This window comes from Mycobacterium sp. Soil_C_30 (genome assembly GCF_057656995.1).
This window is the reverse complement of the sequence record NZ_JBDGJH010000007.1, coordinates 271,546-296,621: the sequence shown is the minus strand read 5'-3', so window position 1 is coordinate 296,621 and position 25,076 is coordinate 271,546. Positions and strand designations below refer to the sequence as shown.

26 protein-coding genes are annotated in these 25,076 nt (G+C 67.4%); 6 read left to right on the top strand and 20 right to left on the bottom strand.

Annotated elements, in window-relative coordinates; genetic code table 11:
- Positions 1-225 precede the first annotated feature (225 nt).
- Genes ruvB through ruvC form a run of 3 tightly spaced genes read right to left on the bottom strand, consistent with a single transcriptional unit; the run spans position 226 to position 2,428 of the window.
- A complete protein-coding gene (gene ruvB / locus AC3A6P_RS16265; RefSeq protein WP_487692682.1) occupies positions 226-1,287 on the bottom strand; it encodes a Holliday junction branch migration DNA helicase RuvB in 1,062 nt (353 codons plus the stop codon).
- Entirely contained in the window at positions 1,284-1,877 is a 594-nt protein-coding gene (gene ruvA, locus AC3A6P_RS16260; protein ID WP_487692681.1) for a Holliday junction branch migration protein RuvA, read from the bottom strand. The genes ruvB and ruvA overlap by 4 nt, the downstream gene beginning before the upstream one ends.
- Positions 1,874-2,428 carry a crossover junction endodeoxyribonuclease RuvC gene (gene ruvC, locus AC3A6P_RS16255; protein WP_487692741.1) on the bottom strand — a complete coding sequence of 185 codons (555 nt, stop codon included), beginning with the start codon at positions 2,426-2,428 and terminating at the stop codon, positions 1,874-1,876. The genes ruvA and ruvC overlap by 4 nt, the downstream gene beginning before the upstream one ends.
- Before the next feature lie 116 nt (positions 2,429-2,544).
- Here ruvC and AC3A6P_RS16250 point away from each other — a divergent pair, with 116 nt between their 5' ends.
- Positions 2,545-4,083: an acyl-CoA carboxylase subunit beta gene (locus tag AC3A6P_RS16250; protein ID WP_487692680.1), complete on the top strand. Its 1,539-nt coding sequence runs from the start codon at positions 2,545-2,547 to the stop codon at positions 4,081-4,083.
- 6 nt (positions 4,084-4,089) lie between these two features.
- Here AC3A6P_RS16250 and AC3A6P_RS16245 read toward each other — a convergent pair whose 3' ends face one another.
- Complete coding sequence (locus AC3A6P_RS16245) at positions 4,090-4,452, bottom strand: hypothetical protein (protein ID WP_487692679.1); 363 nt, start codon at positions 4,450-4,452, stop codon at positions 4,090-4,092.
- A 129-nt stretch (positions 4,453-4,581) separates the two neighbouring features.
- On the opposite strand from AC3A6P_RS16245, the gene AC3A6P_RS16240 reads away from it, so the two are divergent.
- From AC3A6P_RS16240 to AC3A6P_RS16230, 3 genes are read left to right on the top strand one after another with little or no spacing between them, the layout of a single operon-like run.
- A complete protein-coding gene (locus tag AC3A6P_RS16240) occupies positions 4,582-6,060 on the top strand; it encodes an aldehyde dehydrogenase family protein (protein ID WP_487692678.1) in 1,479 nt (492 codons plus the stop codon).
- Between the two features lie 31 nt (positions 6,061-6,091).
- Positions 6,092-7,612 (top strand): APC family permease, encoded by a 1,521-nt coding sequence (locus AC3A6P_RS16235; RefSeq protein ID WP_487692677.1) that lies wholly within the window; start codon positions 6,092-6,094, stop codon positions 7,610-7,612.
- The gene (locus AC3A6P_RS16230; RefSeq protein ID WP_487692676.1) at positions 7,587-9,125 is read left to right on the top strand and encodes a GMC family oxidoreductase; all 1,539 of its coding nucleotides are present in this window, start codon (positions 7,587-7,589) and stop codon (positions 9,123-9,125) included. The genes AC3A6P_RS16235 and AC3A6P_RS16230 overlap by 26 nt, the downstream gene beginning before the upstream one ends.
- Here the strand turns inward: AC3A6P_RS16230 and AC3A6P_RS16225 are convergent.
- Positions 9,076-9,687, bottom strand: a complete 612-nt coding sequence (locus AC3A6P_RS16225) for a TetR/AcrR family transcriptional regulator (protein WP_487692675.1) — start codon at positions 9,685-9,687, stop codon at positions 9,076-9,078. The two genes, AC3A6P_RS16230 and AC3A6P_RS16225, sit on opposite strands and share 50 nt — an antisense overlap.
- A gap of 66 nt (positions 9,688-9,753) precedes the next feature.
- Between AC3A6P_RS16225 and AC3A6P_RS16220 the strand changes: the two genes are divergently transcribed.
- Positions 9,754-10,587 carry an alpha/beta fold hydrolase gene (locus AC3A6P_RS16220; protein WP_487692673.1) on the top strand — a complete coding sequence of 278 codons (834 nt, stop codon included), beginning with the start codon at positions 9,754-9,756 and terminating at the stop codon, positions 10,585-10,587.
- 18 nt (positions 10,588-10,605) lie between these two features.
- On the opposite strand, the gene AC3A6P_RS16215 is transcribed toward AC3A6P_RS16220, so the two are convergent.
- The 13 genes from AC3A6P_RS16215 to AC3A6P_RS16155 form a co-directional block, all read right to left on the bottom strand.
- Entirely contained in the window at positions 10,606-11,361 is a 756-nt protein-coding gene (locus AC3A6P_RS16215) for a YebC/PmpR family DNA-binding transcriptional regulator (RefSeq protein ID WP_487692672.1), read from the bottom strand.
- 149 nt (positions 11,362-11,510) lie between these two features.
- Positions 11,511-12,101, bottom strand: a complete 591-nt coding sequence (gene pdxT / locus AC3A6P_RS16210) for a pyridoxal 5'-phosphate synthase glutaminase subunit PdxT (protein ID WP_487692671.1) — start codon at positions 12,099-12,101, stop codon at positions 11,511-11,513.
- Positions 12,098-12,943, bottom strand: coding sequence for an acyl-CoA thioesterase II (gene tesB, locus AC3A6P_RS16205; protein ID WP_487692669.1), 846 nt, complete (start codon positions 12,941-12,943; stop codon positions 12,098-12,100). Before tesB ends, pdxT begins: the two co-directional genes overlap by 4 nt.
- Before the next feature lie 39 nt (positions 12,944-12,982).
- Complete coding sequence (gene pdxS / locus AC3A6P_RS16200) at positions 12,983-13,912, bottom strand: pyridoxal 5'-phosphate synthase lyase subunit PdxS (RefSeq protein WP_487692668.1); 930 nt, start codon at positions 13,910-13,912, stop codon at positions 12,983-12,985.
- 73 nt (positions 13,913-13,985) lie between these two features.
- A complete protein-coding gene (locus AC3A6P_RS16195) occupies positions 13,986-15,020 on the bottom strand; it encodes an NUDIX hydrolase (protein WP_487692667.1) in 1,035 nt (344 codons plus the stop codon).
- Between the two features lie 2 nt (positions 15,021-15,022).
- Entirely contained in the window at positions 15,023-16,147 is a 1,125-nt protein-coding gene (locus tag AC3A6P_RS16190) for a glycosyltransferase family 4 protein (protein ID WP_487692666.1), read from the bottom strand.
- Positions 16,148-17,050, bottom strand: a complete 903-nt coding sequence (locus AC3A6P_RS16185; RefSeq protein ID WP_487692665.1) for a phosphatidylinositol mannoside acyltransferase — start codon at positions 17,048-17,050, stop codon at positions 16,148-16,150.
- Entirely contained in the window at positions 17,050-17,721 is a 672-nt protein-coding gene (pgsA, locus tag AC3A6P_RS16180; RefSeq protein WP_487692664.1) for a phosphatidylinositol phosphate synthase, read from the bottom strand. Before pgsA ends, AC3A6P_RS16185 begins: the two co-directional genes overlap by 1 nt.
- Positions 17,718-18,293 (bottom strand): ATP adenylyltransferase, encoded by a 576-nt coding sequence (locus tag AC3A6P_RS16175; protein WP_487692663.1) that lies wholly within the window; start codon positions 18,291-18,293, stop codon positions 17,718-17,720. The genes pgsA and AC3A6P_RS16175 overlap by 4 nt, the downstream gene beginning before the upstream one ends.
- Positions 18,290-20,341, bottom strand: coding sequence for a threonine--tRNA ligase (gene thrS / locus AC3A6P_RS16170; RefSeq protein ID WP_487692661.1), 2,052 nt, complete (start codon positions 20,339-20,341; stop codon positions 18,290-18,292). The genes AC3A6P_RS16175 and thrS overlap by 4 nt, the downstream gene beginning before the upstream one ends.
- A 73-nt stretch (positions 20,342-20,414) precedes the next feature.
- Entirely contained in the window at positions 20,415-20,846 is a 432-nt protein-coding gene (locus tag AC3A6P_RS16165; RefSeq protein ID WP_487692660.1) for a TIGR02611 family protein, read from the bottom strand.
- Positions 20,847-21,461, bottom strand: a complete 615-nt coding sequence (locus AC3A6P_RS16160) for a PaaI family thioesterase (protein ID WP_487692659.1) — start codon at positions 21,459-21,461, stop codon at positions 20,847-20,849.
- A gap of 76 nt (positions 21,462-21,537) precedes the next feature.
- Positions 21,538-22,407: an aldo/keto reductase gene (locus AC3A6P_RS16155; protein WP_487692657.1), complete on the bottom strand. Its 870-nt coding sequence runs from the start codon at positions 22,405-22,407 to the stop codon at positions 21,538-21,540.
- 38 nt (positions 22,408-22,445) lie between these two features.
- Between AC3A6P_RS16155 and AC3A6P_RS16150 the strand changes: the two genes are divergently transcribed.
- Positions 22,446-22,943 (top strand): DUF1990 domain-containing protein, encoded by a 498-nt coding sequence (locus AC3A6P_RS16150; protein WP_487692655.1) that lies wholly within the window; start codon positions 22,446-22,448, stop codon positions 22,941-22,943.
- Here AC3A6P_RS16150 and AC3A6P_RS16145 read toward each other — a convergent pair.
- Together AC3A6P_RS16145 and AC3A6P_RS16140 are read right to left on the bottom strand one after the other, a co-directional pair.
- Complete coding sequence (locus AC3A6P_RS16145; protein ID WP_487692654.1) at positions 22,925-24,028, bottom strand: hypothetical protein; 1,104 nt, start codon at positions 24,026-24,028, stop codon at positions 22,925-22,927. The genes AC3A6P_RS16150 and AC3A6P_RS16145 overlap by 19 nt on opposite strands.
- A 33-nt stretch (positions 24,029-24,061) precedes the next feature.
- The gene (locus AC3A6P_RS16140) at positions 24,062-24,940 is read right to left on the bottom strand and encodes a cyclopropane mycolic acid synthase family methyltransferase (protein ID WP_487692652.1); all 879 of its coding nucleotides are present in this window, start codon (positions 24,938-24,940) and stop codon (positions 24,062-24,064) included.
- Positions 24,941-25,076 lie beyond the last annotated feature (136 nt).

Genomic DNA, 25,076 nt, shown 5'->3' with positions numbered 1-25,076 from the left:
TCACCACGGCCAGCCCGATGGAGTTGCCCGAACGGCCACCCACGCATGCAAGCGGGGCGGGAAGGCTAGATCCTCAGTGGTTCAGGGGGCTGACGGCGCGACCGAAAGCCCCCACAGTGTCCGATTCAGGGCTCGACATAGAGCAAAGTCTAAACACAGCCGATCGAGCACCGCACTCTGATTGGATGGCCACGCCATCGACATGAACGTCCTGCCCCGCAACATCTAATCGAACAGCGCGCTCTGCCCCAGCCCGGCCGCCCCGGCGGGCGGTTTCATCCCCAGGTGGGTCCATGCCAGTGCCGTTGCCACCCGCCCGCGCGGCGTACGCGCCAGCATCCCGGCGCGCACCAGGAACGGTTCACAGACCTCTTCGACGGTGGTGGCTTCCTCCCCCACCGCAACGGCCAGCGTCGACACCCCGACGGGGCCACCCCCGAAACTGCGGGTCAGCGCCGAGAGCACGGCGCGGTCAAGCCGGTCGAGGCCGAGTTCGTCGACGTCGTAGACCTCCAGCGCGGCCTTGGCGACATCCTTGGTGAGGACGCCGTCGGCGCGCACCTCGGCGAAGTCGCGGACCCGGCGCAACAGACGATTGGCGATCCGTGGCGTGCCGCGGGAGCGCCGCGCGATCTCGGTGCTGGCGTCGTCGCCGAGCTCGATGCCCAGGATTCGCGCCGAGCGGGCGAGCACCCGTTCCAGTTCGACCGGCTCGTAGAAATCCATGTGCGCAGTGAACCCGAAGCGGTCGCGCAGCGGCCCCGTCAGCGCGCCCGAGCGGGTGGTGGCACCGACCAGGGTGAACGGTGCGACTTCCAGCGGAATCGAGGTGGCCCCAGGACCTTTGCCCACCACGACGTCGACGCGGAAATCCTCCATGGCGAGGTAGAGCATCTCCTCGGCCGGGCGGGCGATCCGGTGGATCTCGTCGATGAACAGCACGTCACCTTCGACGAGGTTGCTCAGCATGGCCGCCAGATCGCCGGCCCGTTCCAGCGCCGGGCCCGATGTGACCCGCAGCGACGAGCCGAGTTCGGCGGCGATGATCATCGCCAGCGATGTCTTGCCCAGCCCGGGCGGGCCCGACAGCAGGATGTGGTCCGGGGTGCCGCCGCGATTTTTGGCCCCCTCGATGACCAGTTGCAGCTGCTCGCGCACCCTGGGCTGACCGATGAACTCGTCGAGCGACTTCGGCCGCAGGCTGGCGTCGATATCCCCTTCACCGACCGTCAGCGCGCCGGAGACCTCCCGCTCCTCCGGGGCATCGTCGTCGTCGAATCGGCTCATTTGTTCTTGCCCAACAGATTCAGCGCCGACCGCAGCACCGTCGAGGTGGAGGCATCGGGTTCAGAGGCCAGCACCTTGTCGGTGGCCTCCTCAGCCTGCTTGACCGCAAAGCCAAGTCCGACAAGGGCTTCGACCACCGGGCCTCGCACCGCGTGGCCACTGGCGGCACTGGAGCCCGCCGTACCGGTCACCGGGCCGATCTTGTCACGCAGTTCCAGGACCAACCGTTCGGCGCTGCGCTTGCCGATACCGGGCACCCGGGTCAGCGCGGTGACGTCACCGTCGGCCAGCGCCTGCCGCAACGCGGTGGCGTCGTAGACCGCCAAGGTGGCCAGCGCGATCTTCGGTCCCACCCCGGACACCCCGAGCAGCGTGGTGAACAGATCCCGCGCGTCGGCGTCGGCGAAGCCGAACAGCGTCATCGAGTCCTCACGAACGATCATCGCGACGATCAGACGGGCCTCGGTGCCGCGTCGCAGCCCGGCCAGCGTCGACGGTGTGCACATCACTTTGTAGCCCACCCCGGCGCATTCGATGACAGCGTGATCGAGGGCGATGTCGACGACCTCGCCGCGCACGGAGGCGATCATCGGGCGGCCTTGAGTTTGGCTTGGTAACGCTTCTTCTGCTCAGCGGCCATGGCCTCCGCCTTCGCCATCCGCGCGATCATGGGCGCGCGCCAGCAGTGACAGATGGCCAGCGCCAGCGCATCCGCGGCGTCGGCGGGGGTGGGTTTCTGCTGCAGCGCGAGGATCCGGGTGACCATCTCGGTGACCTGAGCCTTGTCGGCCCGGCCGTTGCCGGTGACGGCAGCTTTGACCTCGCTCGGGGTGTGGAAGTGCACCTCGATGTCCCGCTTGGCGGCGGCCAGCGCCACCACGCCCCCGGCCTGGGCGGTGCCCATCACCGTGGACACGTTCTGCTGGGCGAAAACCCGCTCGACGGCCACCACATCGGGTTTGTGGGTGTCCATCCAGTACTCCACGGTGTTGCTGATGGTGAGCAGCCGGTGGTGCAGCGGGTCACTCGACGGCGTGCGCACCACGTCGACATCCAGGGCGATCACCTGCCGCCCTGTGCCGCCTTCGATCACCGAGAGACCACACCTGGTCAGTCCCGGGTCGACGCCCATGACGCGCAACAACTGGGACCCCTTCCCACCAGAAAACACCGAACAGCTGTTCGAGAGCCTAGCCGGTACCGGGGACACCCTACGGTAGGGACACGCCAGCTGGGCACCGCCGACCGGAGGAACCGATGCCAGAACCGCGCAGTGATCTCACCGAACTGCTACGGCGCCGCGCGCTCACCGAAGATTCCGCTCGGCCAGACGCCGTGGACCGCCGCCACGCCGCAGGCGGGCGGACCGCGCGCGAGAACATCGCGGACTTGGTGGACCCGGAGTCGTTCGTCGAGTACGGGCGGTTCGCCATCGCGGCCCAGCGGCAGCGCCGCGAGGTCACCGACCTGATGGCCCGGACCCCGGCCGACGGACTGGTGGCGGGCACCGCCCGCATCAACGGGGCGGCCTGCGCGGTGCTGTCCTACGACTACACCGTGCTGGCCGGCACCCAGGGTGCGCTCGGGCACCGCAAGAAGGATCGCCTCTTCGAGCTCATCGAGCGATTGCAGCTGCCCACGGTGTTCTTCGCCGAAGGCGGCGGCGGCCGACCCGGTGACACCGACTACCCGGTGGTCTCGTCCCTCGATGTCCGCGCCTTCGCGCTGTGGGCGGGGCTGTCCGGGCTGGTGCCCCGGATCGCGGTGGTCAAGGGTCGCTGTTTCGCGGGCAATGCCGTGATCGCCGGATGCGCTGATCTGATCGTCGCCACCGCCGACACCTCGATCGGGATGGGCGGCCCGGCGATGATCGCCGGCGGCGGCCTCGGCGACGTCGCCCCGGATGACGTGGGCCCGGTGTCGGTGCAGGAACCCAACGGCGTCATCGACGTCGTGGTGGCCGATGAACGCGAGGCCGTGGCGGTGACCAAGAAGCTGGTGGGCTATTTCCAGGGCCGCACCACGCCCGGCCCGGCGGCCGATCAGCGGACGCTGCGCACCGTCGTCCCCGAGCGGGCACGTCGCGCCTATGACGTTGCACCCGTCATCGAGACGCTGGCCGACGAAGGCTCGGTGACATTGCTGCGCAAGCGTTTTGCCCGTGAGATGGTGACCGCGCTGATCCGCATCGACGGTCGCCCGATCGGGGTGATCGCCAACGACACCCGCTACATGGCCGGCGCCATCACCGCGGCAGGCGCCGAGAAAGCGGCACGATTCCTGCAACTCTGCGACGCTTTCGGCCTGCCGGTGCTGTCGCTGGTGGACTGCCCCGGCTACATGGTCGGTCCGGCCGCCGAGGCCGACGCACTGGTGCGGCGCGGATCGCGACTGCTGATCGCGGGCGCGTCGCTGGAGGTGCCGCTGATCGCGGTGGTGCTGCGCCGTGGGTACGGTCTTGGCGCGCAGGCGATGACGGGCGGCAGTCTGCAGGAACCGCTGCTCACCGTGGCATGGCCGGGAGCGCACCTGGGACCCATGGGTCTGGAGGGCGCGGTGCGCCTGGGCATGCGTAAGGAACTGGACGCCATCGCCGACGACGCCGAACGCGAGGAACGGGTTCGTCAGCTCACCGACGCGGCACAGGTGAACGCCGGCGCACTGAACGCGGCATCGGTGTTCGAGATCGACGATGTGATCGACCCGGCCGACACCCGGGCGTTGATCATCGCGACCCTGGCGGCGGCCGACGGGCACCACCGCTCCGGCCGGCGCCGGTTCATCGACACCTGGTGAAGCTTTTCACCGCTCGAGGCCGGTGCTGTTGCGCAACTCGACGGCACCGCCCTCGTGGGTCACATCCGCCTGTGCGCTGCGCTTCTGGGCGACGATCTCGTTGATGCGACGGCCAGAGGCGCGCCAGCCCTTCACCTTCTCGCGGCCCACCTCTTGGCCGTCGCGTTCGGTGATCACCTTCCACGGCATTCCGAGGAACTTGGCCAGCAACCAGAACGGCCAGGCCAGCAACACCGGTAGCGCCAGCAGGAACAGCACGATGCCGAAAGTGCTACTGCCCCACGACGCCATGTCCATTGCCCCCAGCAACGGCCACTGAGCACGGCGCACCCGCCACTTCACGCCGTCGGCGTCACGGAACTCTGGCATGCGATCACTGTAAATGCACCGCGCAACCCTGGCGTTTCCTGAGGATCGTGCACTACGGGGCACGAGATGCCGATTCGGTGAGTAGTGTCCCATCCCGGCACGTCGAAGGACTGCGCAAGGGGCTGACCCATGAACGGTGAACCAGACCTCTACATCGGAGGTTCCTGGCGGCGCGCGTCCGGCGGCGGCACGCGCGACATCATCAACCCGGCCGACGGAAGCGTCGTCGCCACCGTCGACGAAGCCGGTCCCGACGACGCCCGCGAGGCCGTCGCCGCGGCACGCGCCGCTTTCGACGAGGGCAGCTGGCCCGCCACGCCGGTGGCCGAGCGAGCCGCAATCCTGCAACGCATCGCCGACCTCCTGTCCCGGGACAAGGAGCACGTGGCGCTTCTCGAAACACGCGACACCGGGAAGACGCTGGCAGAGAGCCGGATCGACATCGAGGACGTGATCTCGGTGTTCCGCTATTACGCCCACCTGGTCGCGGTGCAGACCGACAAGATCGTCGATGTCGGCGATCCCGCCGTGCTCAGCCGAGTGGTCCACGAACCCATCGGGGTGTGCGTGCTCATCGCGCCGTGGAACTACCCGCTGCTGCAGATGTCCTGGAAAGTGGCACCGGCGCTGGCCGCCGGCTGCACCATGGTGATGAAACCCAGCGAAGTCACGCCGCTGAGCACCATCGCGTTCACCTCGCTGGTGGAAGAAGCGGGTGTGCCGACGGGCGTGGTCAACCTGGTGCAGGGCAGCGGCGCCAGGCTCGGGGCGGCACTGACCGACACCGCCGAGGTGGACTTCATCTCGTTCACCGGCGGACTGGCCACCGGGCGCACCATCGCCGAAGTCGCCGCCAAACACGTCACGAAGGTCGCGCTCGAACTCGGCGGCAAGAACCCCCACATCGTGTTCGCCGACGCCGATTTCGACACCGCGGTGGATCACGTGTTGACCGGGGTGTTCCTTCATTCCGGTCAGGTGTGCTCGGCGGGCACCCGGCTGATCATCGAGGAGTCGATCGCCGAGCGGTTTGTTGCCGAACTCTCCATCCGCGCCGAGAAGATCCGGGTGGGCGACGGGCTGGACCCGGCCAGCGAAACCGGTCCTCTGGTTTCCGAGGCGCACCGCGACAAGGTGGAAGCGTATGTGGCGCTGGGGATCTCCGAAGGTGCCACGCTGGTCTGCGGGGGCCGCCGGCCCGAGGCCCCGGCGCTGGCCAAGGGCTATTTCTACCTTCCCACGATTTTCGACCGGTGCGACCGGTCGATGCGGATCGTCACCGAGGAGACCTTCGGTCCGATCCTGACCGTCGAACGATTCACCGACGAAGCCGAGGCGATCGCACTCGGCAACGACACGCAATACGGTCTCGCGGCGGGTGTCCGGACATCGGACAGCGCCCGGGGCGAGCGGGTGGTGCGGGCACTGCGGCACGGCACCGTGTGGCTCAACGACTTCGGCTACTACACCGCGGCAGCGGAGTGGGGCGGCTACGGGAAGTCCGGTAACGGACGCGAGCTCGGACCGACCGGCCTCGCCGAATACCAAGAGATCAAACATATCTGGCAAAACACGGCGCCGCAGGCCGCAGGGTGGTTCAAGGGCTGACGCCCGATGAGCCAAGGCTAGGGAGACAGTCATGGTCATCAGAGAAACGCACGCCGACAGCGGCCTGGACGAGTTCGGTTACCGAGAATCCTTGGACCGCAGTATCGGCAAGTTCGCCAGCTTCGCCGCCGGCGTCAGCTACATCTCGATTCTGACCGGCACTTTCCAGTTGTTCTACTTCGGATTCGGCACCGCCGGACCGGCCTACCTGTGGTCCTGGCCGATCGTCTTCCTCGGGCAGATGGCCGTCGCGCTGTGTTTCATGGAACTCGCCGCGAAGTACCCGGTGGCCGGCTCGGTGTACAACTGGAGCAAGAAACTGGCCAGCAGGTTGGTGGGCTGGACCTCGGGCTGGTTGATGCTCACCGCCTCGATCGTCACCATTTCGGCGGTGGCGCTGGCGTATCAGCTCAACCTGCCACGGCTGTGGAGCGGATTCCAGATCATCGGCGACGGCACCGGGGAATACGACTACGCCGCCAACGCGGTGCTGCTGGGCACCGTGCTGATCGTGTTCACCACGGTGGTCAACGCACTCGGGGTGCGGTTGATGGCGATGATCAACAGCGCGGGGGTTTTCATCGAGCTGATCGCCGCGGTGCTCATCGCCTTCCTGCTCGCCATCCACATCCAGAACGGTCCCGATGTGTTCTTCTCGGCCAACGGGTACGGCGCCGACGAGAGCATGGGGTATCTCGGCGCGTTCCTGGTCGCCTCACTGGCCTCCGGTTACGTCATGTACGGCTTCGACACGGCCAGTTCGCTGGGCGAAGAGACCAGAGATCCCCGGCGCACTGCACCCAAGGCCATTGCCCGGGCCATCCTCGCGTCGTTCGTGATCGGCGGCGCCATCCTGGTTTTCGCGGTGATGGCCGCGCCGAATCTGCAGGATCCCGCGCTCGGCGAAAGCTCGGGCGGTCTGCAGTACATCGTCGAACTGGTCATGGGCGGCCCGCTGAGCAAGGTGTTCCTGGTCTGCATCGTCATCGCGGTGACCGTGTGCACGCTGGCCGTGCACACCGCGGCGATCCGGCTCACGTTCGCCATGGCGCGCGACAATGCGCTGCCGTTCGGCGAACGGCTGGCCACCGTCAACCCGAAGACGCAGACACCGATCGTGCCCGCGGTGACCATCGGGATCATCGCGGTGGTGATCCTCGTCATCAACATCGGTCAGCCCAAGATCTTCACGGTGCTGACGTCCATTGCGATCATCATGATCTACCTGGCCTATCTGATGGTCACCGGGCCTCTGCTGAAGAAGCGGTTGCAGGGCCAGTGGCCACCGGCGGACCTGAAGGCGGAGGGCTATTTCACGATGGGCCGCTGGGGTCTCCCGGTGAACATCTTCGCCGTGGTCTGGGGTGTGGCGATGGCGCTGAACCTGGCTTGGCCGCGCGCTGCCGTGTACGGGGAGCCCTGGTACAACACCTGGGGCGCCTTCGTCTACATCGGTGTGATCGTCGGAGCCGGGTTGCTCTGGTACGCCGTCAAGGGCCGCCACCACATCGGGTGCCTGAAGTCCCATGCCGCGGAGACTGTCCGTGACTGACACCTTCGACTACGTCATCGCAGGCGGTGGTACGGCGGGTTGTGTACTGGCAGCGCGCCTTTCGGAAGATCCCGGGGTCACGGTGTGCCTGGTCGAGGCCGGTCCGTCCGATGTGGGCGACGACAACATCCTGGTGCTGTCCGAGTGGATGCACCTGCTCGATTCGGGTTATGACTGGGACTATCCCATTGAGCCGCAGGAGCGGGGCAATTCGTTCATGCGGCACGCCAGGGCCAAGGTGCTCGGCGGCTGTTCCTCGCACAATTCGTGTATCGCATTCTGGCCGCCGGCAGAGGCACTCGACGACTGGGTGGGCATGGGCGCCCAGGGCTGGGGCGCGGCCGAAATCCTGCCGCTGACAAAACGTCTGACCGAGACGGTACTGCTGCGCGACGTTCCTCCCGAGGATCCGTGTGGTGCGGCGGTGCTGGAGGCGGCCGCGGAGGTGGGCCTGCCCACCGTGGCGTTCAACCGCGGGGAGACGGTACGCAACGGCGCGGGCTGGTTCCAGATCAACGCCGGCGAGGACGGCACCCGCATGTCGAGTTCGTATGCCTTCCTGCATCCGATCATCCAGACCCGGCCCAACCTCGAGGTACGCACCGATTGCTGGGTGGCCGAGATCCTCTTCGACGAGGCCGACAACGCCACCGGGGTGCGCTATCAACGACCCGACCTCACCGGTTATGACAGCGTATCCGCCCGGCGTGAGGTCATCCTGTGCGCCGGCGCCATCGACACCCCGAAGTTGTTGATGCTCTCCGGGATCGGGCCGTCAGCGCATCTCCGCGAGTTCGGGATCGACGTGCGGGTCGACTCCCCCGGCGTCGGCGCGAACCTCGACGACCACGTTGAAGGGCTGTTGTTCTGGGAGGCTGCGCGGCCGATGGTGACCACCTCGACCCAGTGGTGGGAGATCGGGCTGTTCACCTGCGTCGACCCCGGGGTGTCCCAACCCGATCTGATGATGCACTACGGCAGCGTGCCGTTCGACATGAACACGCTGCGGCGCGGTTACCCGACCACCGACAACGGATTCTGCCTGACGCCGAACGTGACACAGGGGCACAGCCGCGGTTCGGTGCGGTTGCGCAGCCGCGATTTCCGGGACCGCGCCAGAGTGGATCCGCGGTATTTCACCGATCCCGACGGATATGACGAGCGCATCATGCTCGCCGGGTTGCGGCTGGCGCGCCGGATCGCCGAGCAGACGCCGCTGGCGGCGTGGGTGGCTCGTGAGCTGGCGCCGGGACCCGACGCCACCACCGACGACGAATTGCTGGACTACGTGCACCAGTGCCACAACACCGTGTACCACCCTGCGGCCACCGCCCGGATGGGCTCACCCACCGACCCCCTGGCCGTCCTCGATCCCGAACTGCGGGTCAAGGGGGTGTCACGGTTGCGGGTGGTGGATGCCTCGGCGATGCCGAAACTACCGGCGGTGAACCCGAACATCACCGTCATGACGATGGCGGAGAAATGCGCAGATCTCCTGCGGACTTCAACGTGATCCCACGGTAGGCCGGCGCCAGCGCGCGCCCCGCCGCCACCAGCGGTTCGGTGCTGCGCAAGGTGCGGGCCACGATGAAGGCGCCCTCCAGCGCCGACACCAGCGCCACCGTCAACCCGCGCGCAGTATCCGAATCCAGTCCGCGCGCAACGAAATACGCGGTCCCGCCGTCGAGCCAGCCGGTGAACACCGCGGCCGCGGTCTGGCGCAATTCCTCATCGAGGTCGGCGGTCTCGGCGGCGACGCTGGCCACCGGGCACATGTTCGCGAACCCGGTGGCGGCCATGTCCTCGGCGGCCTGAGTGAAGGCCGACTCGATGGCGTCGGCGAGGTCGGTGTGCGGGTCCATCAGGGTGGGGATGAGCATGCCGTAGGCGATGCCGGCATTGGTCAATGCCTCGCGGGCGATCTGCTGTTTGCCGCCGGGGAAATGGTGATAGAGCGAACCGGTGGGGGCGCCACTGGCTGCCACGATGTCTTTCATCCCCACCGCGCCGTAGCCCTTGGACCGCATCAACTCCGCGGCGGCCGTCACGATCGATTCCCGGGTGGACCTTGCCATTGTCGCCTCCTACCGACACACTAGAGCATACGTTCTAGAATCGCCGTTCTAGTGGAGGGTTGGGCTATGAAATCCGTTGACCTCACCGCGGGCACCGTCGAGTACCGAGAAGAAGGCGACCCGGACGGACCACCCGTCGTCCTGTTACACGGACTGCTGATGAACGACTCGCAGTGGGACATGGTGATCCCGTTGTTGCCGAGCGGTTTTCGCTATCTCCTGCCGGTGCTCCCGCTAGGTGGCCATCGCGTTCCGATGCGCCCGGAGGCCGACCTGACGATGCCCGGCATGGTCGGTGTCGTCGCCGATTTCCTCGACGCACTCGATCTCATGGACGTCTGCCTGGTGGTCACCGACTGGGGCGGGCCGCTGTTTTTGACCGACATCGGCCGCGACAAGCGGATCAACCGGATGGTGATCTGTCCGTGCGAGGCGTTCGGCAACTTCCCGCCCGGCTTTCCCGGCAAGATGACCTGGGTGGCCAGCCGCACCACCGGCACTCTTGCCCTCGCCATGAAACAGATGCGGATCCCGTGGCTGCGTGACCGCTTCTTCATGTGGGGAATGATGGCCAAGAAGTCGATTCCGCAAGCCACGATGGACGCGTGGACCGAACCCGGGCTGGCGGACCGGGCCATCCGGAGTGATCTCCTGAAGTACTCCCGCACCCGATTCGACCGGCGTGATCTGGTGCGCGCCACCAACCGGCTGGCCTTCTTCGAAGGCGAGGTGTTGGTGCTGTGGAGCTGCAACGCGGTGATGCCCGACGATCACGCGCACCGGCTGGCCGAACTGACGCGCAGCCAGCTGCGATACATCGACGACGCGAGCGTTCTGGTCATGCTCGATCAGCCCGAGCAGACCGCCCGCGAGATCGGCGCCTTCCTGACCCGCACCTGACGCCCGTGTGCCAGGGGTCTACTCCTCGTCGAGCTGGGCGGCGACGTCGTCCGGGATGTCGACGTTGGTGTACACGTCCTGTACGTCGTCGCTGTCTTCGAGCGCGTCGACGAGCTTGAACACCTTGCGGGCGCCTTCGAGGTCGACGGGCACAGTGACCGACGGCTGGAAGCTCGCGTCGGCTGAGTCGTAGTCGATACCCGCGTCCTGCAGCGCGGTGCGCACGGCCACCAGATCGGTGGGCTCGGAGATGATCTCGAAGCTGTCGCCCTGGTCGTTGATCTCCTCGGCGCCGGCCTCCAGGACCGCGGCCAGCACGTCATCCTCGGACAGGCCGTTCTTCTCCAGCGTCACCACGCCCTTGCGGGAGAAGAGGTAGGACACCGAACCGGGATCAGCCATGTTGCCGCCGTTGCGGGTCATCGCCACCCGGACCTCGCCGGCGGCGCGGTTCTTGTTGTCGGTCAGGCACTCGACCAGGATCGCCACGCCGTTGGGGCCGTAGCCCTCGTAGGTGATGGTCTGCCAGTCGGCGCCACCGGCTTCCTCGCCCGCACCGCGCTTGCGGGCGCGTTCGATGTTGTCGTTGGGAACCGAGCTCTTCTTCGCCTTCTGAATGGCGTCGTAGAGAGTGGGGTTACCGGCAGGGTCGCCGCCACCGGTGCGGGCCGCGACCTCGATGTTCTTGATCAGCTTGGCGAAGTTCTTACCCCGACGCGCATCGATGACTGCCTTCTTGTGCTTCGTGGTCGCCCACTTGGAATGGCCGCTCATCGGCGAACTACCTCTCTCCCGCTCGAGTTCGACCCGCCAGTCTACTTGGTGGTTTCCCATCGCCGGGCATCGCTGCGGCAGTTGCCTCCACTGAAGAGTGATTTGGGCGCGCTCGTAACCGCTCAGCGGTTACGAGCGCGCCCAAATCCCTAGGACGAGAGCGACTCCACGAACAGTTTGTGGACGCGGCGGTCGCCGGTCATCTCCGGATGGAACGACGTCGCCATCACCTTGCCCTGACGGACGGCGACAATGTGCTCGCCGGCGCTGGCCAGGACTTCGACATCGGTCCCGACGCGCTCGACCCACGGGGCGCGGATGAACACCGCGTGCACCGACGAGTCGACGCCGGTGAAATCGAGATCGGCTTCGAACGAATCAACCTGACGGCCAAAAGCGTTGCGGCGCACTGTCATATCAATACCCGACAGCGGCAGGGCCTCACGTCCGGCGACCCCGGCATCGAGGATCTCCGACGCCAGCAGGATCATTCCGGCACACGACCCGTAGGCGGGCATGCCCTCGGCCAGACGCGAACGCAGCGGCTCCAACAGGTCGAAGGCCTTCAGCAGATGGGTCATCGCGGTGGACTCACCGCCGGGAATCACCAACGCGTCCACGCTGTCCAACTCGTTCTGACGCCGCACGGTCAGCACTTCGGCCCCGGCTTCGCGCAACGCCGCGAGGTGCTCACGCGTGTCCCCCTGCAGGGCGAGCACGCCGACGCGGGGCGCGCTCACTGCGCGGGCTTGAAGTTGCGGGCGTAGCGCGTCAGCCCCTCTTGCATCACCGCGGCCACCATCTCGCCGTACCGGTTGAAGATCTTGCCCTGGGTCAGCGAACGGCCCCCGCACGCCGACGGCGACGACTGGTCATACAGCAGCCATTCGTCGGCGCGGAACGGCCGCATGAACCACATCGCATGATCCAGCGACGCCACCATCAGGTGATTGCGCTCCTCCGGATGGTTGACCTGGGCCGAACCCAACAGCGTCAGGTCACTCATGTAGGCCAGCGCACAGATGTGCAGCACCGGATCGTCGGGCAGCGGGTCCCGGTGCCGGAACCACACCTGCTGCTGAGATGCCTTGCCCGCCACCTTGTTCAGCTGATCCCGCGGGATGATCCGGACGTCCCATTCGTCGAACTGCCGGAAGCTGGCGTCGTCGAAGACCTTGCTGGCGGACTTGAAGTCCGGGATGTCGTCGGGCGGCAGAGTCACCGGCGGCGCGTCCTGGTGCTCGATCCCGCTCTGGTCGGTCTGGAACGACGCCGACATGGTGAAGATGGTCTCGCCGTGCTGGATGGCGCTGACCCGTCGGGTGCAGAACGAGCCACCGTCGCGGATGCGCTCCACCAGGTACACCGACGGCGCGCGCGCGTCGCCGGGCCGCAGGAAGTAGCCGTGCAGCGAGTGCACCTGATACTTCGGATCGACGGTACGGACCGCCGACACCAACGACTGCCCGGCTACATGTCCACCGAATGTGCGCTGCAGGAACCCGGATTCAGGGCTGAACACACCACCGCGATAGATGTTGACCTCGAGTTGCTCGAGGTCAAGGATCTCCTCGATCGACACTTATTTTCTTTTCTTCGCGCAAGCGCTCATCGGCGGGCGCTACCAGCCGCGTTCGGCGAGGCGGTGCGGTACCGGGATGTCGTCGACGTTGATGCCGACCATGGCTTCACCGAGGCCGCGCGACACCTTGGCCAGCACATCGGGATCGTCGTAGAAGGTAGTGGCCTTGACGATCGCGGCGGCCCGCTCGGCGGGGTTACCGGACTTGAAGATGCCCGAACCGACGAACACCCCCTCGGCACCGAGCTGCATCATCATCGCCGCATCGGCCGGGGTGGCGATACCGCCGGCGGTGAACAGCGTCACCGGCAGCTTGCCGGCCCGTGCCACCTCGACCACCAGGTCATACGGGGCTTGCAGCTCCTTGGCCGCGACATACAGTTCGTCCTCGCTCAACGAGGTCAGCCGCCGGATCTCGCCGCCGATCTTGCGCATGTGGGTGGTGGCGTTGGAGACATCGCCGGTGCCGGCCTCACCTTTGGAGCGGATCATCGCCGCGCCCTCGGTGATCCGGCGCAGCGCCTCCCCCAGATTGGTGGCACCGCAGACGAAGGGCACCGTGAAACGCCACTTGTCGATGTGGTTGGCGTAGTCGGCCGGGGTCAACACCTCGGACTCGTCGACGTAATCGACACCCAGGCTCTGCAGGATCTGCGCCTCGACGAAGTGCCCGATGCGGGCCTTGGCCATCACCGGGATGGTGACCGCGGAGATGATGCCCTCGATCATGTCGGGATCACTCATCCGCGACACCCCGCCCTGGGCGCGGATGTCGGCGGGCACGCGCTCCAGGGCCATCACCGCAACCGCACCGGCACCTTCGGCGATCCGGGCCTGCTCGGGGGTTACGACGTCCATGATGACGCCGCCCTTGAGCATCTCAGCCATGCCGCGCTTGACCCGGGAAGTACCGGTCTGGCCGCTGGCCGACCCATTGGTATGAGCGGTTCCATTAGCTTCAGCGGACACTGCTATCTCTCCTTAGACAAAACTGATGAACACCCAGTCTAAGGGTCTGGAGGAGCAGGTTTTACCTGCGCGGTCACCGGATGGCCAGTAGCGGCGGACTGGACTGGATTCCGGCGCCGTCGGCCACCTCGTTTGCCGTGCTCAACAGCTCCCCGAGCTGCACCGGATAGACCGTCTGACCCGCGGCTTCCAGGGCGGCGATATCGGAGGCGTCGCACCAGCGATGACCCCGGATGTACCGGTGCTCCAGCTCGGTGCGGCCCGCGGCGGACGGCTCGAAGTTCTGGGTGCGGTACACGAAGAAGAACTCCTGGCTGCGCATCACTTCGTTGTTGAAGTCGATCACCGCATCGCGCCGCCAGACGGGGCCGATCATCTCCGCGGCGTCGACGCGCAGACCGGTCTCCTCCTCCAGTTCGCGTACCGCGGCGTCGGGCAGGCGTTCGCCGTCGAGGGCCTGCCCCCCGATGGTGAACCACCAGACGCGCGCGCTGCCGTCGGTGATCGCGGGATCGGACCCGCAGAACAGCAACACGCGCCCGGTCTCGTCGAGCAGCACCACCCTGGCCGAGGTGCGCGGCGCACCCACCGGCACCGCGCTGTCGGCCCCCCTGGTTTCGGAAGCGCGTTCGGTGATCTCGAAATATGTCGGCAGGGGCGCGTGCCCGCCGAGGCGCAACCACCGCACCACGGGACGCTCCCGCAGCGCCAAGGTGTCGCGCACCGCGTCGTTGTGGAACCGGCGGGCCAGCAGCACCCGCGCTTCGGCGTCGGCCAGTTCGGCCACCAGCGCCGCGGGCAACGACGCGATGTCGACCCGGGTCAGCGCCGCCGACAGTTCGTTCTCGGCGGTCTCGCGCGATGCCCGGTCGGAGCGCTCGGCGATATCGGCCAGCCTGCTCAAGCGCCGGCCGTGCACCACGCCGGCATCGGCGGCCACCGCGCGCGCCACCACCGCCCGCCGGGCCAGCGCACCATCGAGCGCCTGCCAGGACAGGTCGTAGCGCACGTGCAGGCGGTCGAGCCGGTTGGCGGTCTGATAGGCCCAGCCGGCCACCAGTGCCAACCCGATGATCAGCAGGACCGCGAGGATGATCAGCCATTCCATGCTCAGCCGGCCACCTGCACCTTGATTCCGGCGCCGGCGACGGTCTCGTACACCCGCATGATCTGCCCCGCCACCACCGACCAGTCGTAGCGCTGGACAGCCTCGGCGGCCGCCTCGACATACCGGGTGCGTACCGCGTCATCGGCGAGCACCTCGATCAACGCGGCCGCCATGGCGGCCGGATCATCAACCGGCACAAGCTTTCCCGCGTGGCCATCCTGAAGGACGCGGCGGAAGGCGTCGAGATCGCTGGCCACCACCGCGGTGTTCGCGGCCATGGCCTCCACCAGGACGATGCCGAAGCTCTCCCCACCGGTGTGGGGCGCGCAGTACACGTCGGCGCTGCGCAGCGCAGAGGCTTTCTCGGCGTCGTCGACCTGGCCGAGGAAACGCAGGTGCGACGCGCACGCGCCGGCCTGCTCACGCAGTTCGTCCTCGTCACCGCGGCCGACGATGAGGACCTCGATATCGGGGAATCGCGCCACCAGTGCGGGCAGGGCCGCCAACAGCACCGCCATGCCTTTGCGTGGCTCGCCGTAGCGTCCCAGGAACAGCACCGACTTTCCCGGCCGCGGGTAACCGGCCATCGGCGGCGCGGAGGCGAACGACCCCACGTCGACACCGTTGGGAATCTCCACGGCGTCGGAGCCCAGTGCCTCCATCTGCCAGCGGCGCGCCAGGTCCGACACCGCGATCCGGCCGACGATCTTCTCGTGGTACGGCCGCAAGATCCCCTGGAACACGCTGAGCGTCAACGATTTTGTGGTGGAGGTGTGAAAGGTCGCCACAATCGGGCCCTCGGCGGCCTGCAGCGCCAGCATCGACAGACTCGGGGCATTCGGCTCGTGCAGATGCAGGACGTCGAACTCACCTTCGGCGAGCCAGCGTTTGACCTTGCGGTGGGTCGCGGGCCCGAACCGCAGCCGGGCCACCGACCCGTTGTACGGGATGGGCACCGCCTTTCCACCGGAGACCACGTAGTCGGGCAGTTCCACATCGGCGGAGGAGGGCGCCAGGACGCTGACCATGTGCCCGCGCTCGCGCATGACCTCAGCCAGCTGCAGCACGTGCGACTGCACACCGCCGGGCACATCGAACGAATACGGGCACACCATCCCGATGCGCATCTAGCCCTCCAGCCGCGCTCGGCGAGCCTCGGACAGATCGTCGAGCCACTGCGGCTGCAGCATGTGCCAGTCCTCGGGGTGGGCGGCGATGTTGGCAGCGAACCTGTCGGCCAGCGCCTGCGTGACGACGTTGACGTCACCGGAGCTGGTGTCGAGGGCATCGTGGACCTCGACGACGCAGTCGTCGCCGTCGTAGTACACGTGCACCGGATGCAGCGGGGCGCCCGTGGCGATCGCCAGCTTCGCCGAGCCGGCCGGCATCCGGGTCTTGGCACCGAAGAACTTGACCTCGACGCCGCTTCGGGTCAGGTCGCGCTCGGCCATCAGGCACACGAACATGTTCTGCTGCAGCCGTTCGGAGAGCAGTTCGAACGGCGGGCGCTCGCCACCGGACAGCGGGAAGACCTCGAACCCGAGGCTTTCGCGGTAGGCGACGAACCGATTGAACAGCGATTCCGGTTTGAGTCGTTCCGCCACCGTGGCGAAGGTGCCGTATTTCTGGGCCAGCCACACTCCGGCCATGTCCCAGTTGCCGCTGTGCGGCAGGGCCAGCACCCCACCGCGGCCGCCGGCGTGGGCCGCGGCCAGCTTGTCGGCACCGATGAACCGCTGATCGAGGCGCGCCGCCACGGCGGGCAGATCCATCGACGGCAACCGGAAGGCTTCGCGCCAGTACCGGGCGTAGGACGCCAGCGAGGCGCGGACCAACGGGGCCGGTACCGCTTCGGGTTCGACGCCCAGCACCCGGGCCAGATTCTTGCGCAACTGTTCGGGTCCCCCGCCCCGGGCGGCGTACCACGCGCCGGCCTCGAACGCGTTGCGCGCGAGAGTTTCGGGCAGCGCGCGCACCAGCCGCCAACCCGTCGCGTAGCCCCAGTCGCTGAGCTGTTCACTGCCCCGCATCAGGATCCGCTCGCTTCGGGATTGTCGGGGGCCGGTGACCCGTCATGCGACAGCGGGTCCATGGCCCCGGGTGAACACCGCACCCGGTGGATCCGCTGGGCCACCGTGACCAGGCTGGCCACCGCCAGCAGCCACATCGCGACGTGCAGTAGTACGGGCAGCCCGAAGAGTCCGGAGAGCCCGGCACCCGCCAGCACGATGATCAACCGCTCCGGCCGCTCGATCAGGCCCCCACCACCGTCGAGACCACTGGCTTCGGCCCTGGCTTTGATGTAGGAGATGACCTGCGAGGTCACCAGACAGATCAGGGTGGCCACCGCCAGCGACGCGCTGTGCATCCCGAAGGCCGCCCACCACAGCAGCCCGCAGAACACCGCGCCGTCGGCGATCCGGTCGCACGCGGCATCGAGCACCGATCCGAACCGGGACCCGTACCCACGCTCGCGCGCCATGGCACCGTCGAGCATGTCGGCCAGGACGAAGATGAACACCGCGAAGGCGCCCCACCACAGCTGGCCGATGGGAAACAGCGTCAACGCGGCGATCACACTGCCCGCGGTGCCGATGATGGTGATGCTGTCCGGGGTGAAGCCGGCGCGCAGCGCCACCTTGGCCACGGGCCGTGAGAGTTTGGCGTACGCGGCCCGGGACGTCAGGTAGAAGTCGCTCATGAGGGCCCGTGCTGATCTTTCCACGCGTCGGCGAGCAGCTGCCTGGTATCGCGGAGCAACTGCGGGATCACCTTGGTGTCACCGATGATCGTGATGAAGTTGGCGTCCCCGCCCCAGCGCGGCACCACGTGCATGTGCAGGTGTTCGGCCAGCGATCCACCCGCCGACGACCCGAGATTCAGTCCCACATTGAAACCGTGCGGCTGCGAGACGGCCTTCATCACCCGAATGGCCTTCTGCGCGAACGCCATCAACTCGGTGCTCTCGTCGGGGGTCAGTTCCTCCAGTTCGGACACCCGCCGGTACGGCACCACCATCAGGTGGCCGGGGTTGTACGGATACAGGTTGAGCACCGCGTACACCAGTTCGCCGCGGGCGACGATCAGACCGTCCTCGTCGCTCATCTGGGGGATGTCGGTGAACGGCTGCTCCGACTTGGCCGAGCCGGGTCCCTTCTTCATGGGGGCCTCGGCGATGTAGCTCATCCGGTGCGGAGTCCACAGTCGCTGCAGATGGTCCCGTTCACCGGTGCCGACATCGACCAGGGCGTCCGGCGCCTGCTCCTCGGTCACGGTGTCAGCGCGCCGACGGACTCGGCGGTGGGAGCGTCGTTACGCCGGTCGCCGATCCAGCGCAGGATCGCCGCAATGGCGTCGGCCTTGGGCACACCGTTGATCTGGGTGCGGTCGAGGAACCGGAAGCTGACCGCCCCCGCTTCGATGTCCTTGTCGCCGGCCAGCAGCATGAACGGCACCTTCTGATTGGTCTGGTTGACGATCTTCTTGGCCATCCGGTCGTCGCTGGCGTCCACCTCGACCCGCACCCCCAGCGACTTCAGCTCGGCGGCAACCTCTTTCAGATAAGGCACGTGGGCGTCGGCGACGGGGATGCCGACCGCCTGGACGGGCGCCAGCCAGGCCGGGAAGGCTCCGGCATAGTGCTCGAGCAGGACGGCGAAGAACCGTTCGATGGACCCGAACAGGGCGCGGTGGATCATCACCGGTCGCTGCCTGCTGCCGTCGGCGGCGGTGTATTCCAGTTCGAACCGCTCCGGGAAGTTGAAGTCCAGCTGGATGGTCGACATCTGCCAGCTGCGGCCCAGCGCGTCGCGGGCCTGCACCGAGATCTTGGGTCCGTAGAACGCGGCGCCGCCCGGGTCGGGCACCAGCTCCAGGCCGGAGGCCGCGGCGACTTCGGCGAGCACCTTGGTGCTCTCCTCCCACATCTCGTCGGAGCCGACGAACTTCTCCGGGTCCTTGGTGGACAGCTCCAGGAAGAAGTCGTCGAGGCCGTAGTCCTTGAGCAGGTCCAGCACGAACTGCAGCAGCGAGGCCAACTCGTCGCGCATCTGCTCGCGGGTGACGTAGATGTGCGCATCGTCCTGGGTGAAGCCCCGGGCGCGGGTCAGGCCGTGCACCACACCGGACTTCTCGTAGCGGTACACGGTGCCGAACTCGAACAGCCGCAACGGCAGTTCACGGTAGGACCGGCCCCGCGCCCGGTAGATCAGGCAGTGCATGGGGCAGTTCATCGGCTTGAGGTAGTAATCCTGGCCGGGCTTGCGCACTGTGCCGTCGGGGTTGAGTTCCGCGTCGATCTGCATCGGGGGGAACATGCCGTCGGCGTACCAGTCGAGGTGCCCGGAGGTGTGGAACAGCTGCGCCTTGGTCAGGTGCGGGGTGTTGACGAACTCGTAGTCGGCTTCGATGTGCTGGCGTCGCGAGTACTCCTCCAGCTCGCGACGCACGATGCCACCCTTGGGGTGGAAAACCACCAGGCCCGAACCGATTTCGTCGGGGAAGCTGAACAGGTCCAGCTCGGATCCGAGCTTGCGGTGGTCACGCTTGAGGGCTTCCTCGATGAGTTCGAGGTGACGGTCCAGCGCCTCCTGGGATTCCCATGCGGTGCCGTAGATGCGCTGCAGGCTGGCGTTGTTCTGGTCGCCGCGCCAGTACGCCGCCGAGCTGCGGGTCAGCTTGAACGCGGGAATGTACTTGGTGGTGGGAATGTGCGGGCCACGACACAGATCCCCCCAAATCCGTTCGCGGGTGCGGGGATTGAGGTTGTCGTAGGCGGTCAGCTCATCGCCGCCCACCTCCATGACACTGGGGTCACCGGACTTGTCGTCCACCAGTTCGAGTTTGAACGGTTCTGCTGCCAGCTCCTGGCGGGCCTCGTCCTTGGACGCGAACACCCGCCGGGAGAACAGCTGACCATCCTTGATGATCTTCTGCATCCGCTTCTCGAGCGCTTCGAGGTCCTCCGGGGTGAACGGTTCGGCGACGTCGAAGTCGTAGTAGAAGCCGTCGGTGATGGGCGGTCCGATGCCCAGTTTCGCGTCGGGGAACAGATCCTGCACCGCCTGAGCCAGCACGTGCGCGCAGGAGTGCCGGATGACACTGCGACCGGCGTCGGAGTTGGCGGCCACCGGGGTCACCTCGGCGTCGGCCTCGGGCGTCCAGGACAGGTCGCGCAGCTTGCCGTCGGCATCGGCCACCACGACGATGGCATCGGGTTCGCCCCGGCTCGGTAGCCCAGCCTCACGCACGGCGGCGCCGGCGGTGGTCCCGGCCGGAACCCGGAGCAGGGCGGCAGGGGCAGGCTGTGCGGGGGCGGTCATCGGTTGTTCTCCAAAGTCGCTGAGACGATCAGGTCGCGACCATGCTATCGGGGCGCGATCCGGGGGTGCGCCTTCAGGACCCCAGGCCGAGGGGACTCTCGAGCCACGGCCAGTCGATCCCCACCCAGCCCGCCACCAGGCTCACCGCGCCGAACAGCCAGAGCGTCACCAGCACCACGGCGCAGGTGAACACCGCACCCAGCACCTTGACCCAGAGACCCTGGCGGCCGAACCAGCCCATCACCAGGTCATAGCGGTGCCGAACCCACTTCAGCGCGCGTTGGGCGAACTCGAACTCCGTCGCCAGGATGCCCAGGCCGAGGAACACGATGGCCCATCCCGGCCCCGGGTACGGAATGGCGACGATCCCCACGGCCAACACCGCCGCGCCGACCACACCGACGACGATGCGGTAGGTCAGGTCCACCGTCGGGCGATGACGAAACCCGTCGCGCCACCGGGCCCACGCGTGGGGCACCTCTTTGAGCTTCTCCTTGAGCGCCATCTACGGCTGACCCGGTTTCAGTCGGACGAACAGCGCGTGACCTTCGGTCAGTACCGCGTCACCGTCACGCAGGGTGACCTCGACGAAGATCTTGCGGCCCTCGTCCTTGGTCAGTGCGGCGTCGACCTGCAAGGTGGTCTCGACGGGCACGATCTTGCGGTAGTCGATGTGCAGGAACGCGGTGCGCTGGTATGGCCCGCCGGTCAGTACCGCCGCGGTGTAGCCCAGTACCGAGTCGAACGCCAATCCCAGCGCCCCGCCGTGGACGGCGCCGTTGCGGCCGAGATGGAACCGGGCGAACCGGATCCAGCCGTGCACGCTTCCGTCCTCGCCTCTGGCCAGCTCCATCGGCACCGACAGGATGTTGCCGCGATTCGGTAGGTCCAGCCGCCGGCCCGACGGCGACGACCATTCGTCGGCGTCGTACGGCGTCAGCAGCGCCGAAGCCTTTTCCAGCAGGTCGGCCGCCTCGCTGATCACCTCGTCGGGAGCGTCGGCGGCGCGGGCATGGTCCTGCATCCGGCGCACGGCCGCGACGAACCGGCCATAGTCGGGTCCACCCTTGGTGGTCGGTTTCGGCGGATTGAACCCGCCTCCGGCGTGCGTACTGGCCACCTGCACACCGTATCGGCAGCCCGGTCGACGAGGCGGGCGAGGGACGAGCCCGGGGAAGTCGGGCCGGGCCCGGTCTTTAGGCCCCGGCGGCACCGGCAGACGACAAGGTGGCGAACTCCTGGTCGGTGAGCACGATGGTCGCGGCGGCGACGTTCTCCTCGAGATGGGCGACCTTGGAGGTGCCGGGGATCGGCAGCATCACCGGTGAGCGCTTGAGCAGCCAGGCCAGCGCGAGTTGGGACGGGCTGGCGCCGTGGTCGGCCGCGATGGTCTGCAGCGGGCCGTCCTGAGCGGCAAGGGGCCCGGCCGCCAACGGGAACCACGGAATGAACCCGATGTTCTCGGCGGCCACCACCTCGAGCAGCGGCTCGGACTGCCGCACGCTGAGGTTGTACATGTTCTGCACCGAGACGATGGTGGCCTCCTGCTGCGCGGCGCGCAGTTGGTCCACGTCGATCTCGGACAGCCCGATGTGGCGGATCTTGCCTTCGCGCTGCAGTGTCGCCAACTCCCCCACCTGATCGGCGATCGAGTAGTCGGCGTCGATGCGGTGCAGCTGGAACAGGTCGATGGTCTCGACACCGAGCCGGCGCAGGCTCATCTCGACTTCCTGACGCAAGTACGCCGGTTTGGCCAGCGGTACCCAGACGTCGGGACCGGTGCGCAGCAACCCGGCCTTGGTGGCGATCACCAGGTCCTCGGGATACGGATACAGGGCCTCGCGGATCAGGTCCTCGGATATGTAGGGGCCGTAGGAGTCGGCGGTGTCGATGAAGTTGACCCCGAGTTCCACGGCGCGGCGTAGCACCCGCAGGCACTCGTCGCGGTCGGCGGGCGGGCCCCACACTCCCCGGCCTGTCAGACGCATCGCGCCGAAGCCGAGGCGGTTGACGGTCAGATCGCCGCCGAGGGTGAAGGTGCCCGAGGCCGGGGAGTCCGAAGTCATGGGTCACAACGTACGCCGAGAACTGACACAGTGATCGTGTGAAGCTCAGCGATCTGGTGGATCTCCCACTGACCTATGACGACGTGGGCGCCACCGCACACGGCATGCCGGCCGGGTACCGGCACGCGCAGCTGACCAAGCGGATCGGCACCGGGCGAGCCAGATTCGAGCAGGCCGCCGAGGCGGTGATGCGGTACGGGATGCTGCGCGGCGCCGGGGTGGCGGTGACGGCCAGCACCGACGTCGCCGAAACGGGGACCCTGGTCCTGGGCCGGCTGGGCCCCTTCGCCGCGCCGTGCCGCGTGGTCTACGTGATCGACGAACCGGATCTACGCGGCTTCGCCTACGGCACGCTGCCCGGGCATCCCGTCTCCGGGGAGGAGCGCTTCGCGGTGCGCTACGACCCCGCCACCGAGGCGGTTCATTCGGAGGTGTCGGCCTTCTCCGCCCCGAACACGTGGTGGGCCAGACTGGCGGCGCCGGTGCTGTCGGCGGCGCAGACGCTGGTCATGCGGCGCTACGTCGCGGCCGTCTGACGGGCTCCCTCGGCGGGCAACGCGCGCTGCGCCTCGGCACGCGCGGCGACGTCGAGCTGATAGGTGAGCACCGCCAGGGTGAACAACCCCGTCGCCATGTTGGCCAGCGCACCGAATCCGTCGGTGGCGAAGTCGACAAAGGCGTTGAGGAAGGTGACCACCAGCGCGGCGTTGCGCAACCAGCGCAGCGGCCACACCGCGGTGCGGTCACGACGGCGGGCGATCATCGCCGGTAACGCGAATCCCGCTGTCAGACAAGCACTCACCAGCAGAATGACCGACGCCGGGCTGGTTCCGTCCAAGGTGAGGACCACCTCGTCGCCGTCGTAGAGCTGGTAGCCGCCGATCGCCATTCCCAGCACACCGAACAGCACGCTGCCCACCGCGCCGAGGACCATGAGCCACCCCACCACCGGGATCCAGCGGGGACTCCGGAAGAAGCCCGGGATCAAGGTGGGCAGCCAGCGCTGCAGCCGATACAGCCGATCGGAGGCGTGCTCGGCGGACAACAGCAGCGCCCGTACCTGTTCCACCTCCCCGGTAGGCGCCCCGCTGTCGGCGGCTGCACCGGCCAGGCGCAGGCCGATGGCCCGGCGGTGCTCGGGCAGACCGCGGGCCAGTCCTTCCGCGGCGATGGCCGCCGCCGAGGCCAGGCATTCGCGCGCGGTCAACGGTCGGATGTCGCGGATCACGCGGGCGCCGAGCAGGATTGCCACCACCAGGATGTACATGATCTCGGCGGACGGCCCGTAGAAGTAGTCGTTGGTCTTGGTGACGAACTTGCCGACCTCGTCGAGGAACAACCCGAAGCCGATGCCGCCCAGCAGCACCGCCAGCACCCGGGGCCCGAAGCCCAGTGACATCCAGCCGATCAGCAGCGCGAGCATCATCAATGCCCCACCCCAGAGGGCGTGCGCGATGTGCAGCTCACCGCCGCCGATCTGCGGGTAGCCGGTGAGTTCGAGATAGGCCCGGGTGAGCAGGATGGTCGCCACGGCGATCAGGACGAACGCCTCGGCGGCGCCGGCCCCGGTGGCGTCACGGGTGATCGGACCGCGCCGGGAGCGCGGTGAAACTGCGGTCATGCCCCGGAATTAGATCAGAGCACGGCGCGGTGATCAGCCTTTGACGAGGGTGAACTGGCAGACGTCGGTGTTGCCGTTGCGGAACAGATCCGCACAGCCGGTCAGGTACCGCATGTACCGGTCGTAGACCTCCTGCGACTGGATGGCGATCGCCTGGTCGCGGTGAGCCTCTAGCGCCGCGGCCCACAGGTCGAGGGTCTTCGCGTAGTGCGGGCGCAGGGAATGCACCCGGTCGCACCGGAATCCGGCCTTCTGCGAGTAGTTTTCGACATCGACCACCGACGGCAGCCGGCCGCCGGGGAAGATCTCGTCCATGATGAACTTGATGAACTTCAGCAAGGTCATGGTGACCTTGATGTTCTTCATCTCCTCTTCCGAGCAGACGCAGATGGTGTGCAGCATCATGATGCCGTCATCGGGAAGCGCGTCGTAGGCGAATCTGAAGAAGTCGTCGTAGCGGTCGCGGCCGAAGTGCTCGAACGCGCCGATCGAGACGATCCGGTCCACCGGCTCGGTGAACTGCTCCCAGCCTTGCAACAGCACCCGCTTGGATCGGGGGCTGTCGACCTCGGCGAACCGCCGTTCGACGGTGGCGGCCTGGTTGCGGCTCAGCGTCAGGCCGACGACGTTGACGTCGTACTTCTCCAGCGCCCGCAGCATTGTCGCACCCCATCCGCATCCCACGTCCAGCAACGTCATCCCCGGCCGCAGGTTCAGCTTGGACAGTGACAGGTCGATCTTGGCGAGCTGCGCCTCCTGCAGCGACATGTCTTCGCGGGCGAAGTAGGCGCAGCTGTAGGTGCGGGTGGGGTCCAGGAACAGTTCGAAGAACTCGTCGGACAGGTCATAGTGGGCCTGCACATCATCGAAGTGGGGTTCGAGGTCCTGCTGGCCGGCGGTAGGGTTCGTCATCATCTCGCTCACTGGTGGCGATGGTGCACACGAGCACCAGACGTCGTCGGTGACGTCGCGGCCGGTGTACCCGCCGTCACCGAAATGAATCAGCGCCGACGTCAGGGTTTCCGGCGGCTGGCGAGTCCGCGAGCCG